Here is a 13,427-nt window from a genome sequence, read left to right as displayed (position 1 = left end):
ACAAAGGACTCGCCGCCAAATCATGAGGGCCGGCGAGAGGGGGCGTCTTTTTTTATGATTTCGCTTATCTTTGTGCCCGTGTAACGACCAAGGGTACGCGAATTTGCATTCCACCGCGTCGAAGACATCGACTCCGCTTTTGCAGAGGCTCATTCGAGGTCTGTTTGGAGGATATTTCAGACGAGAAAAGCGCCCTTCCCCCCTCGCTCGTCAGGATATCGAACAACTGATCGGATTTCGCATCCGCGACATGAGCCTGTATGAACGCGCCATGCGCCACCGCTCGCTTCTCCGAGGCGAGACCAATACGGCATTGCGTTCAAACGAGCGGCTCGAGTTCCTGGGCGATGCCGTGCTGGGCTTCATCACCGCCGAACACCTCTACCAGATCTTCCCGACCAAGGACGAGGGGTTCCTCACCCGGCTGCGCGCCAAGCTGGTGAACGGCAAGGCCCTGGCGGAATGCGCCGAGCAGATCGATCTGGGCCGCTTCATCCTCATGTCCAAGAACATGATCCAGGAGCAGGGACGCCAGAACCGCACGATCCTGGCGGATGCGTTCGAGGCGTTGATCGGGGCCATTTACCTCGACCTCGGGCTCCCCGCCGCCCGGAAGTTCATCCACCGCACGATGTTCGCCAGCGTCGACCTCAGCGAACTCGCCCAGCAGCACGACAACTACAAAAGCCTCCTGCTCGAATTCGCCCAGGCCCGCGGCTGGTCGCAGCCCACCTATCGCGTCGTCTCCGAGGAAGGGCCCAGCCATGCCCGCACCTTCACCGTCGAGGCCGTCCTGCAGAACAACGCGTGCGGCCGCGGCCAGGCCGGCAGCAAAAAACTCGCTGAACAACGCGCCGCACGCGAAGCCCTCAAACGGCTTCGAGAAAAGGGCGATTGAGGGTTATTTTATGAATACGCGCAACGGATTCGGGCCCTGAGAAACTTCCCGCTCCGATGCGCCTTTGCAGCCCCATCCAGGCCGCGACGTCAGGGATCGCGCCGCCTGGCTGTCCCCGAACCTGCATTCCTCTGACGGAACGGCTCCCCGCGTTCCGCGACAGCACCCAGCATTCGTCTCGTCCGCGCTCCTATGTCCATAGATCTCTCGTTTACCGATTCGTTCGACCGCCGTCACAATGGATCTTCCCCGACCGAAATCAAGGACATGCTCGCCGCCGTCGGCGCGCCGTCCCTCGATGCCCTGACCGACCGCACGGTACCGGCCTCCATCCGCTTCAACGACGCACTCGCGCTCCCGCCGGCGCTCAGCGAACATGCCCTGCTCGAGCGTGCCCGGGAAATCGCCGCTACCAACGAGATCTACCGCTCCTTCATCGGCCTCGGCTACTACGACACGGTGACCCCGCCGGCCATCCTCCGGAATGTCTTCGAAAACCCCTCGTGGTATACCCAGTACACCCCCTACCAGGCCGAGATCGCCCAGGGGCGTCTGGAAGCGCTTCTCAATTACCAGACGATGGTGATCGACCTGACGGGGCTCGAGATCGCCAACGCCTCCCTGCTGGATGAGGGCACCGCGGCCGCGGAAGCCATGATGATGTTCCAGCGGCTCGGCAAGGGCGCGGAACGCACCCGGTTCTTCGTCTCGGAAGCCTGCCATCCCCAGACCATCGCCGTCGTGCGCATGCGCGCGGAGCCGCTCGGGATCGACGTAGTCGTCGGCGACCATCGCGCCTTCGCGTTCGACGAGACCGTCTTCGGCGCCCTCGTGCAGTATCCCGCGACGGACGGCGCGATCTACGACTACACCGACTTCTGCACGGCCGCCCACGACACCGGCGCCCTCGTCGTCGTCGCGACCGACCTGCTGAGCCTGACCCTCCTCAAGGCGCCGGGCGAATTCGGCGCCGACGCCGCCGTCGGCAACAGCCAGCGCTTCGGCGTGCCGCTCGGCTTCGGCGGTCCGCACGCGGCGTTCTTCGCCACGCGCGACGCCTTCAAGCGCCAGGTGCCGGGCCGCATCATCGGCCTGTCGGTGGATGCCGACGGCCAGCCGGCCCTCCGCATGGCCCTCCAGACCCGCGAACAGCACATCCGCCGCGACAAGGCGACCTCGAACATCTGCACGGCGCAGGTGCTGCTGGCCGTCATGGCCGGCATGTATGCCGTCTACCACGGCCCGAGCGGTCTCCGCGCGATCGCCGCGCGTGTGCATGGCGCGGCCCGGGTGCTGGCCCATGGCCTGGAGCGGCTCGGCTACACGCTGCGCCACGATCTGTACTTCGACACCCTGTGCGTCGAACTTTCTCCAGACGAGCAGGAATCCGTCCTCGGCGCCGCCGAGGCGAACTGCATCAACCTGCGCGCTTACGACGACGGCGCCGTGGGCATCGCGCTGGACGAGACCGTCTCGTCCGACGATCTCGATACGCTCCTGGCGCTCTTCGACCGCGAGGCGAGCGGTGAACTCTTCGCCGACGAACTCGCCGAAGAAACGACGCCGGCGGATTTCGGCCCCTTCGCGCGGACCAGCGCCTACCTCACCCATCCCGTCTTCCACCAGTACCACTCGGAAACGGAGCTGATGCGGTACATCCACCGGCTCTCTTCGCGCGACCTCTCGCTGACCACGAGCATGATCCCGCTGGGCTCCTGCACGATGAAGCTGAACGCGGCGGCGGAACTGATGCCGGTGTCGTTCCCGGGATTCAACAAGCTGCATCCGTTTGCGCCGGCCTCGCAGACCGCCGGCTACCAGATCATCCTCGACGAACTCAGCGATTGGCTCGCCGAGATCACGGGCTTCGACGCCGTCTCGCTCCAGCCGAACTCGGGGGCGGCCGGCGAATACACCGGGCTCCTCGTCATCCGCGCCTACCACCTGAGCCGGGGCGACACCCATCGCAACGTCTGCCTCGTGCCGGAGTCGGCCCACGGCACCAACCCGGCCAGCGCCGTCATGGCCGGCATGCAGGTGGTCATCGTCAAGAGCGAAGAAAGCGGCGACATCAACATGGCGGACCTGCGCGAGAAAGCCGCGGCGCACGCCGACCGGCTCGCCGCGATCATGGTCACGTACCCGTCCACCCACGGCGTCTTCGACGAATCGATCCGCGAGATCTGCGAAACCGTCCATGCCCATGGCGGACAGGTGTATCTGGACGGGGCGAACATGAACGCCCAGGTGGGCCTGTGCCGGCCGGGTGATTTCGGGGCGGACGTGTGCCATCTCAATCTCCACAAGACGTTCAGCATCCCGCACGGCGGCGGCGGCCCGGGCATGGGCCCCATCTGCGTCGCGCGGCACCTGGCCCCCTTCCTGCCGGGCCATCCGATCGTGGCGACGGGCGGCGAGCAGGCGACGGGTCCGGTTTCCGCCGCGCCCTACGGCAGCGCCAGCATCCTCCTCATCTCGTGGGCCTATATCGCGATGATGGGGCCGGAGGGGCTCAAAAGCGCCACCCAGCTCGCCATCCTGAACGCCAACTACCTCGCGAAACGCCTGGAAGGCCATTTCAACATCCTGTACAAGGGCCGGCAGGGATACGTCGCCCACGAGTTCATCCTCGACCTCAGGCCGTTCCGCAAGGCCGGCGTGATCGAGCAGGATGTGGCGAAACGCTTGATGGACTACAGCTACCACGCCCCCACCGTCTCCTGGCCGGTCGTGGGCACCATGATGATCGAGCCGACGGAAAGCGAGTCGAAGGCCGAACTGGACCGGTTCGTCGAGGCGATGACGTCGATCCGCGCCGAGATCCAGGAAATCGAACGGGGTATGGCGGATCCGACCCTGAACGTGCTCAAGCAGGCTCCGCACACGGCCGCCATGCTGACGGCCGACACGTGGACGATGCCCTACGGACGCGAAAAGGCGGCCTTCCCGGCGTCCTGGCTCCGCGCCTCGAAGTTCTGGCCCAGCGTCCGCCGGCTCGACGACGCGTACGGCGACCGAAACCTCGTCTGCGCCTGCCCGCCGCTGGAGTCCTACCAGGAAGCCTGAGCCCCGCGGGTTACGCGTCGATCCGGTGCATCTTGCCCGGCAGCGACCGCCCGAGGAAGGCTTCAAGATCGCGGGTGACGGCGCCGACCCGGCGGCGGTCGATCCCGGTTTCGATGCCCATCGATTCCAGGAGATAGACGGTATCCTCCGTCGCGATGTTGCCGGTGGCGCCCGGGATGAACGGGCATCCTCCCAGCCCGCCGAGGGACGTGTCGAAGTGCGTCACGCCGGCCTGCAGGGCCGCCAGCACGTTCGCCATCCCCAGCCCCCGCGTGTCATGCAGATGCAACACGATCGGGACCGCCCCGAGCACGGGGCGGACGGCCTCGATGACCCGCTGGATGTGCACCGGATTCGCCATCCCGGTCGTGTCCGCGAGCGAGAGCGACGCGATCCCCATGGGCGCATACCGCCGCGCCATGTCGACGACGCGTTTGAGCGGCGTGTCGCCGGGCGCGGCATAGCCGAACACGCACTGGAACCCCATCTGGGCCTGCAGACCCAGCTCCGTCGATAGCCGGATCATCGCCTCGGCCTGGACCATGGCTTCCTCGCGCGACAGGTTGGCATTGTCGCGGCTGTGCCGGTCGTTGGTCGATATCGAAAGGTCCACGTGCGTCAGTCCGGCCGCCGCGGCGCGCGCGACGCCGCGCGTGTTCAGCGCCAGCCCCGTAAACACCGCGTCGCCCGCGGGAAGCTGCGCGCAGAGCGCTTCGGCGTCGGCCATCTGCGGCACCCACTTCGGGTGCACGAAGGACGTGACCTGGATGCGCGACACGCCGGCGGCGAGCAGCCCCCGGAGCACCTCCAGCTTCCGCTCGGTTGAAATGGGGGTTTTTTCGAACTGGAATCCATCGCGCATTCCGACCTCGGTAAGGACGACGCGGGCAGGAAGTTCGATCATGCGAGACCCTCGCGGTTTCGTTGCATGTGGCTCGCAGGCGGCGTAACATAGACGCTCGATGCTTCGTCTCCCACACCGTCGTTTGCAGCGCAAGCTTCTCACCCAACGCAAGTCCCATGGTTAAGGTTCAAGACAGCCGGTCACGCCTTGCTCGGTGCCTGACCTTCGTCTTTCTCTACGGCGTTCTTGGGGTCGCTACCGCCCTGGCGCAGACCACGTCCGACACGCCGCTCAGCGATCGGCGTGTCGCCTACGAGATGGAAGTCACGCTCGACCCCGATACCCGAACGCTCGACGGCCGGCAGCGCATCACGTGGCATAATCCCGATACCGTTCCGGTGGACGAACTCCAGTTCCACCTGTACCTGAACGCATTCCGGGATTCCACCAGCACCTTCATGCGCGAAAGCGGCGGCCGGCATCGCGGATTCACGGCGGAAGGCGAGGACCGCTGGGGCGGGATCGACATCCAGCACATGCAGATCGTCCACGACACTCCCGGCGATGCCGGCCCGCTCGGCGCCGCCGCCGATGCGGTCGACCTCACCGACCGGATCCGGTTCATCCATCCCGACGATGACAACACGGACGACAAAACCGTCATTTCCGTCCCCCTGCCCGAACCGGTGGCGCCCGGAGGGTCGATCACGCTCGACGTCGACTTCACCTCGCGGATGCCGCAGATTTTTGCGCGAACGGGATGGGAGCGCAAGGCGAACGACAGCCTCTTCTTCCTGGTCGGCCAGTGGTTTCCCAAGCTCGGCGTCTACGAGGTGCCCGGCCAGCGGTACGTGCCGGCCGACGCCCCGCGCGGGGCATGGAATACGCACCAGTTCCACGCCAACAGCGAGTTCTACGCCGACTTCGGCACGTACGAGGTCTCGATCACGGCGCCGGCGCACTACCTGATCGCGGCGTCCGGCAAACAGGTCGGCGAAGTCACGCTCAACGGCCAGAAGCAGGTCACCTACCGCGCGGACGACGTGCACGACTTTGCCTGGACCGCCAGCGGCGACTTCCTCGAGTTCACCGACCAGTGGCGCCACGTCTCGCTGAAGCTGATGCTGCAGCCCGAACACCGCGGGCAGGTCGAGCGGCACTTCAACGCCGCCAAGGTCGCGCTCGAGCAGTACGACGCGTGGATCGGCGAATACCCCTACGAAACCCTCACATTGGTCGACGGCATCGGGGGCAGCAACGGGATGGAATACCCCACCCTGATCACCTGCGGCACCACGTATATGCTGCCCGAATGGGCGCGCATGCTCGAACTGGTCACCATCCACGAGTTCGGCCACCAGTACTTCTACGGGATGCTGGCCAGCAACGAATTCGAGGAGTCGTGGATGGATGAGGGGATGAATTCGTACATCGAAATGCGCATCCTCGACGAAGTCTATGGAAAAGGATCGGTGCTCGATCTGCCCGGACTCGCCCTGAGCGACGGCGAAGTGCAGCGGCTCGGTTACCTCAAGAACAATCCGGAGCGGGGGCCCATGTTCGCCAAAACCTGGGAAATGGCGAACGCGGATTATGCGAAGGCATCCTACAGCAAGCCGGCGGTCGTGCTCGCCACCCTCGAGCGCTATCTCGGCTGGGATACGATGCAGCGGATCCTCCAGACCTACTACCAGGAATGGCGTTTCCGGCACCCGACGACGCGCGACTTCATCGAGGTGGCTGAGCGCGTCTCCGGGCAGTCGCTGGACTGGTTCTTCCAGCCGTATGTCTACGGGACCGCCGTGGTCGACTACGCGGTCGACGACATCGTCAACACCCCCTCTGAAACCGGCGAGGGCGGATTTACCAGCACCGCCACGCTGCGCCGCGCCGGCGACGGCGTTTTCCCCCAGCAGGTGCTCGTCCGCTTCGCCGACGGCACGTCGGAAACCGTGGCCTGGGATGGCCAGGACGCGACACGGACGCTCAGCTATCAGCGCGCCGCGCCCATCGCCGAGGTATTCATCGACCCGGATTTTATCGTCTGGCTCGACGTGAACCGGCTCAACAACCGGCGTCTCGTGACGCCGGAGACCGCGTACGCGCGCCGGCAGCAGTTTAACGCCACTGTCTGGCTTCAGCAGCTGTTCTACCTCCTCGGCGGCCTCTTTTAATCCGGACCCACCCTGCACCCCGCAATCGAACGCGCATCATGTCGAATCATGTCATAGCGAGCATCGGCGAAGGCGTGGCGGCCGCGCGCCGTCGCCCGGCACTCACCCTGCTCGTCTACGCCGTCAACCTGAGCGGCGCCCTGCTGCTCTCCTCGCTTTTATACCGGCTGCTCGTGGATACCATCGGCGTCAGCGGTTTCGGCGACCAGAAACTTCTCGATTTCGACACGCTGATCTGGCAGGAGGCCATGGCGACCGGCGGAGGCCGGCTGGTCGGCATCGTGCGGCACCTGCTGTGGATCGTGCCGCTGTACCTCCTCTGGCGCGTCGTCGAGGGCGTGGGCCTGATCTATGCGCATCACCAGGGGGGCGCGTGGTCGTTCTGGCGGGGCGTCGGGCATTACATGATGCGCGGGCTGGCCCTCGCCATGATCTGGTTGCCGGTGCGCGTCCTGGCCATCGGGAGCGTGTTTGTCGGAGCGACCGGGCTGGCCTCGTTATGGGAGGGAGAGATCGGGACGTTCTGGTCGATGCTCGTCATCCTGCCGGCCGCCCTGATCACGGTGCTCGCGATGATCGACCTCTTCGAGCGCTACGGCCGCCTCGCGATGATCGTGCGGCACGAACGCATCCTGTCCGCCTTCGCGACCGGCATCGGCTGGCCCTTCCGGCATGGCAGCGCGAGCTTTCTGTACCTGTTCTGGTTTTTCGTCGCCCTCGCCGTGTTGATCGTGCCCACCCTCATCGGCGCGCGGGGCGCGACGACCCTCGCCGGCATCTGGGTCGCCTTTTTCATCCAGCAACTCGTCATGCTCGTCCGCGCCGCCATCACCGTGGCGTGGACCGGCAGCGAGGTCGCCCTCTTCGAGCACGTCTGGATGTCGCATCCGTCACCGGTCGCCCCGCACGACGTGAGGCCGGCCATCGCCTGAACCCATCCCCAAGCCACACAACCTCGCATGCGCACCGTACGCCCGAGCGTCTTCGTCACGGCGCTCCTCGTCGCGGCGTGCTCGTCGGAGCCGCCCGTTCCCGTCCATGTCACCGAACTCGCGCCGGCGCGCGCCGCGGCCCAGGCCGACTCGATCGCCCGCACCGCCAGCGTACAGCTTGCCGCCGGCCTGTCGCTGTCCCTCTGGGCCTCCGAGAGTCTGCTGGCGGATCCGATCGCCCTCGCCTTCGACAACGAGGGGCGCGCCTACATCACCCGAACCAATCGCCAGAAGCATTCGGAATTCGACATCCGGGGGTACCGCCACTGGATGCTGCCCTCGATCAGCTGGCAGACACCGGAAGACCGGCGCGCCTTCCTCCACGAGCAGTTCGCGCCGGAACGCAGCAGCGAGAACACCTGGCTCGACGACCTGAACGGGGATGGCTTGCACGACTGGCGAGACCTGACCGTGGAAAAGGAAGAGGTCTACCGCATCGAGGACACGAATGGAGACGGGGTGGCGGACCGTTCCCAGCGTTATGTGGAGGATTTTCATACCGAGATCACGGATGTCGCCGGCGCCGTGCTGCCGTTCCGCGACGACGTTTATGTCGGCGTGGGCCCGGATATGTGGCGGCTCACGGATACGTCGGGCGACGGCCAGGCCGACAAGATGGTCTCCATCAGCCACGGATACAACGTCCACATCGGTTTCGGCGGCCACGGCATGTCGGGCCTGATCGCCGGCCCCGATGGGCGCATCTACTGGTCGGTCGGCGACATCGGGTTCAACGTGACGGATCAGGAAGGCAAGGTATGGGCCTACCCGAACCAGGGGGCCATCCTCCGTTCGGAGCCCGACGGGAGCGGCTTCGAGGTGTTCGCCGCCGGCGTGCGCAACACGCACGAATTCGTCTTCGACGCCTACGGCAACCTCATCAGCGTCGATAACGACGGCGATCATCCCGGGGAGCACGAGCGGCTCGTGCATCTGGTGGAAGGCTCGGACAGCGGCTGGCGCGCCAACTGGCAGTACGGGAAGTACGTGGATCCCGACAACAACACCTACAAGGTGTGGATGGACGAAGGCCTCTATAAACCCCGGTTCGACGGACAGGCCGCCTACATCCTGCCGCCCGTGGCCGCCTACCACAGCGGTCCGGCCGGCATGGTCTACAACCCCGGCACCGGCCTCGGCGACGCCTGGCGCGATCGCTTCTTCGTGGCGGAGTTTACCGGCTCGCCGGCCCGGTCCCGCATCTTCGCCTTCCGGCTTGCGCCCAGAGGCGCCTCGTTCGAGCTGGCCGAGGACACCGAGTTCGCCCGCGGCATCCTGACGACCGGGCTTGACATCGCGCCCGACGGCGCACTGTATGCGGCCGACTGGCTCGACGGCTGGGGCACAAAAAATGCCGGCCGCATCTGGAAGATCGATGTCGCCCCCGGCGCCCGCAATCCGTTGCGCGGCGAAACGCAGCAGCTGCTGCAGGCCGGCTTCGAGGACCTGGAAGACAGCCGGCTCGGCGCGCTGCTCGGCCATGCCGACATGCGCGTCCGCCAGGAAGCCCAGTTCGAGCTGGCGCGGCGCGGCGATCGCGGCTTCGACGTCCTGCGCGACGCCGCCACGACTGCCGGCGAGCGCCTGGCGCGCATCCACGGCATCTGGGGAATCGGGCAGATGGCCCGCGCGAACCCGGCCTATGGCAACGCGCTCTACCCCGACCTCCTGAACGACCCGGACGCCGAAATCCGGGCACAGGCGGCCAAGACAATTGGCGACCTTCGGCTCGACGGTGCCGCCGAACAGCTCGTACGCCAGCTGACGGACGAGGCGCCGCGCGCGCGTTTTTATGCCGCCGAAGCGCTCGGACGCATGGCCTACAAGCCGGCCATTCAGCCGCTCATCGCCCTGCTCGAAGCGAACGACGACGAAGATGTGTACCTCCGGCACGCCGGCACGCTGGCCCTCGCGCGCATCGGCGACGCGGCGCCGGTGGCTGCCCTGGCCGGCCATGGCTCGCGCGCCCTGCGCATCGCCGCGGTGGTCACGCTCCGCCGCATGCGCGACGCCGGCGTCGCCGCCTTCCTGCGCGACACGGACCCGTACATCGTCACGGAGGCCGCCCGGGCCATCAACGACGACGGCGGGATCGAAGCCGCCCTGCCGGCGCTCGCGGCGCTGCTCGATACGCCGCGTCTCTCCGGCGAGCCGCTCGTCCGTCGCGTCATCAGCGCCAATGCCCGTCTCGGCACGACCGACGGCACGCGCCGCCTGGCCGCGTACGCCGCCCGAACGGATGCACCCGAAGCCATGCGCGTGGAGGCGCTCGCCGCCCTGTCGACGTGGCCGAATCCCTCGGTGGTCGATCGCGTCGACGGCCGGTACCGCGGCCCGGTGCCGCGCGACGGGGCGCCGGCGCGCGAGGCGTTCGCCGGCATCGCCACCCCGCTCCTGCGGGGCGCCTCAACCCCCGTGGCCGTCGCCGCCGCCGAGGCGGCCGGCCGGCTCAACGAGGAATCCACGCTGCCGGCCCTCCGGGCGCTGCTGCGCGGAGCCGCCGCGCCCGAGCTCCGGATCGCCGCGCTGAACGCGCTCAACGTCATGGGCGACGAGCAGCTGGCGGACGCGATCCAGCAGGCCCTGGCCGACCGCGCCGAGGCCGTCCGCATGACGGCGCTCGGCCTCATCCCGGGAGCGTCCCTGCCGGGCGCCAGCGTCGCCGAAATGCTCTACGCCGTCCTCGATCGCGCCCCGATTCCCGAACAACAGGCCGCGCTTCGCGCCCTCGGACTGGTCAAGACCGACCACGCGCGGGACGTGTTGCTCCGCTTGCTGACCCGGCTCGAGGCCGGCGACTGGCGCCCCGAACTCCAGCTCGATCTGCTGGAAGCCGCCGAAGCCCAGCAGACCGACGAACTCACGGCCCGCGTTGCCGCCTACCGGGCCGCGCTCGAACAGGCTGAACCCGTGGTCCGGTTCGGGGACGCGCTGCTCGGCGGCGATGCCGAAGCGGGCCGGCGGGTCGTTTTCCGGCACGAGGCGGCGCAGTGCATGCGCTGCCACGCCATCGACGGGCGCGGCGGCGATGTGGGGCCGGATCTCTCGCACGTCGCCCAGCGGCTGCCGCGCGAGGCGCTTCTTGAGTCGGTTGTCGCCCCGAACGCCCGTATCGCGCCCGGCTTCGGCCTCGTATCGCTCACGCTCGAAAACGGCGACGTCGTTCGCGGCACCGTCCGAAGCGAGGACGCGCAGACGGTCCGCCTCGTCGATGCGGAAGGCGAGGAGCATGAGGTGCCCGTGGCGTCCATCCGTCAGCGCGAGACCGGGGCGAGCGCCATGCCGCCGATGGGTCTCATTTTAAGCCGGCGTGAAGTGCGGGACGTCGTCGCCTACCTCGCGACGCTGCGCTGACCCCGGAGCCGGACGAATAAAAAAAGACCGCGTCTTACGGGACGCGGTCTTTTTATCAGGAAGATCCGGAAGCACCAGCCACGAATGCCGCCGGATCTCGTTTCCTGGGAAAAATCTATCGTTAATTGGCGCGCATGACGCCGAGCAAATCCTGGATTTCGTCGACAGCGGGCACTTTCATCGTTTCCGCGCCCGTCTCGAAGAAGGCATCCGCGAAATATTTCGCCAGCCCTTCGCGCTCTTCCTGCGTTTCCGCCCCTTCGTCGATGGCATGCATCATGTCTTCCCAGGACGTTTCCGCGATTTTACCGGAAACGTACAGTGCGAACAATCTGGGAAGCGCCGAATGAGCGCGTGTTGCGGGGAGCCTCGGGTGCGTGGTCATATGCGAGCCTCAAACATATTCAGGGGGTCAACGAAATCACTGTTTAGCAAATTCTTATACAAACTACGGGCCAACTTTCGCGACGAGCGCCGGATAAACCCGGGACCACAGAAAAAAATAGCGATTTGCTGGCGCGACCGCCGTGCGTCGGGCGGCTCGCGTTCGGGATGTGCGGTACGGAAAGGCCGGCGATGTCCTCAGGTGAGGACAATCTCTTTGCGCAGCCGGGCGACCGGAATGCCGAGCTGTTCGCGGTATTTCGTGACCGTGCGGCGCGCGATCTGAAACCCTTTCTCTTCGAGCATCTGGGCAATTTTCTGATCCGATAGCGGCTTGCGCTTCTCTTCACCCCCGATGATCGTCTCGATGATCGCCTTGACCTCCTTGTTGGAGATCTCCTCGCCGCTGTCGGTCGTGAGGCCTTCCGAGAAGAAGTATTTCAGCTCGTAGACCCCGAACTCGGTCTGGACGTATTTGCCGTTGACGACGCGGCTCACCGTGGAAATGTCCATGTTGATCCGTTCGGCGACGTCCTTGAGGATCATCGGCCGCAGATACCCTTCGCCGAACTTGAAGAAGTCCTCCTGGATCTCGACGATGGCGCGCATGACCTTCATCATCGTCTGCCGGCGCTGATTGATCGAATTGATGAACCAGCGGGCCGACTCCAGTTTGCCGCGCAGAAACTGCTTGGTATCCGTATCGAAAGCGCTCCCGTTTTTGCGTTCGGGATTCTTCTTTTCGGCGGAAATCTGATGCAGCATCTGCCGGTACTGCCGGGAGATCCGCAGTTCGGGCGTATTGCCGCTGTTCAGGTTGATGTAGAACTCGCCTTCGACGAAGACCACGGAAAAGTCCGGCGTGATGTAGTTCTGCGCCGCCGTGAATTCGCCCTCGCCCGGTTTCGGATTGAGGCGCTGGATCAGATCGAACGCTTCCTTGAGTTCTTCGGAGGACGCATCGAGACGCTTCATGATCGCGTCGAAATGCTTCATCGTAAAGGCTTTGTACGCCTTCTCGAGCATGGCGATGGCCACGTCGCGTCCGCGCAGATCGTCGGGCAGGTTGTCGAGCTGGACGAGCAGGCATTCCTTCAGATCGCGCGCGGCGATCCCGACGGGGTCAAGACGCTGGATACGCTCGAGGACATGCTCGACGTCTTCGTCGGACAACATCAGTCCCTGGTTGAACATGATGTCGTCGATGATCGATTCCAGCGGCCGGCGGAGGTAGCCGTCCTCGTCGATCGAGCCGATGATCTGTTCGGCGATCAGGAGTTCGGTCTCGTTGAGGTTGAGGAAGGGAAGCTGATCCATGAGGTGTTCAGCCATCGACACACGGGCCGGCAACGGGAATTCGCGGTCGTCCTCCTCTTCGCTGTGATCCACCTGGGCCTTGTATCCGTAGAGATCCTCGGCGCTGTTCAGGAATTCATCCCAGTCGTAGTCGTCTTCTTTATTGATCTGGTCGTCTTTCTGCAGCTCCACCTGGTCGAGGGTGTCCTCGGCCGGCTCTTCCTGCGCTTCGGCTTCTTCCTTGGTTTCGTCCTCGTCGCCTTCCTCAAGGAGCGGATTGGATTCAAGCTCGGCCTTGATCCGCTGCTCCAGCGCGAGCGTCGGCAGTTGCAGCAGCTTGATGTACTGGATTTGCTGCGGCGACAGCTTCTGCTGAAGCGATTGTTTTTGATGAAGGTTTAGCATCGTGATCTCTCAAA

Annotated in this window: 8 protein-coding genes; 5 read left to right on the top strand and 3 right to left on the bottom strand. The window is 65.6% G+C overall.

What is annotated here, in order from left to right:
- Positions 1 to 70 precede the first annotated feature (70 nt).
- Together rnc and gcvP are read left to right on the top strand one after the other, a co-directional pair.
- Positions 71 to 898, top strand: a complete 828-nt coding sequence (rnc, locus tag R2834_05875; protein MEZ4699837.1) for a ribonuclease III — start codon at positions 71 to 73, stop codon at positions 896 to 898.
- 192 nt (positions 899 to 1,090) lie between these two features.
- On the top strand, positions 1,091 to 3,964 hold the full coding sequence (gcvP, locus tag R2834_05870; protein ID MEZ4699836.1) for an aminomethyl-transferring glycine dehydrogenase: 2,874 nt from the start codon (positions 1,091 to 1,093) through the stop codon (positions 3,962 to 3,964).
- A gap of 10 nt (positions 3,965 to 3,974) precedes the next feature.
- Here gcvP and R2834_05865 read toward each other — a convergent pair whose 3' ends face one another.
- The gene (locus R2834_05865) at positions 3,975 to 4,868 is read right to left on the bottom strand and encodes a hydroxymethylglutaryl-CoA lyase (protein MEZ4699835.1); all 894 of its coding nucleotides are present in this window, start codon (positions 4,866 to 4,868) and stop codon (positions 3,975 to 3,977) included.
- 116 nt (positions 4,869 to 4,984) lie between these two features.
- Here R2834_05865 and R2834_05860 point away from each other — a divergent pair, with 116 nt between their 5' ends.
- From R2834_05860 to R2834_05850, 3 genes are read left to right on the top strand one after another with little or no spacing between them, the layout of a single operon-like run.
- Positions 4,985 to 6,982, top strand: a complete 1,998-nt coding sequence (locus tag R2834_05860) for a M1 family metallopeptidase (protein MEZ4699834.1) — start codon at positions 4,985 to 4,987, stop codon at positions 6,980 to 6,982.
- A gap of 38 nt (positions 6,983 to 7,020) precedes the next feature.
- The gene (locus R2834_05855) at positions 7,021 to 7,914 is read left to right on the top strand and encodes a hypothetical protein (GenBank protein MEZ4699833.1); all 894 of its coding nucleotides are present in this window, start codon (positions 7,021 to 7,023) and stop codon (positions 7,912 to 7,914) included.
- A gap of 27 nt (positions 7,915 to 7,941) precedes the next feature.
- Complete coding sequence (locus R2834_05850) at positions 7,942 to 11,328, top strand: HEAT repeat domain-containing protein (GenBank protein MEZ4699832.1); 3,387 nt, start codon at positions 7,942 to 7,944, stop codon at positions 11,326 to 11,328.
- Between the two features lie 121 nt (positions 11,329 to 11,449).
- Here R2834_05850 and R2834_05845 read toward each other — a convergent pair whose 3' ends face one another.
- Together R2834_05845 and rpoN are read right to left on the bottom strand one after the other, a co-directional pair.
- A complete protein-coding gene (locus R2834_05845) occupies positions 11,450 to 11,608 on the bottom strand; it encodes a hypothetical protein (GenBank protein ID MEZ4699831.1) in 159 nt (52 codons plus the stop codon).
- 302 nt (positions 11,609 to 11,910) lie between these two features.
- The gene (gene rpoN / locus R2834_05840) at positions 11,911 to 13,413 is read right to left on the bottom strand and encodes an RNA polymerase factor sigma-54 (protein MEZ4699830.1); all 1,503 of its coding nucleotides are present in this window, start codon (positions 13,411 to 13,413) and stop codon (positions 11,911 to 11,913) included.
- Positions 13,414 to 13,427: the final 14 nt, after the last annotated feature.

The sequence above is a fragment of the Rhodothermales bacterium genome (genome assembly GCA_041391505.1).
Taxonomy (GTDB): Bacteria; Bacteroidota; Rhodothermia; order Rhodothermales; family JAHQVL01; genus JAWKNW01.
This window is presented reverse-complemented; position numbering and strand designations above follow the sequence as displayed.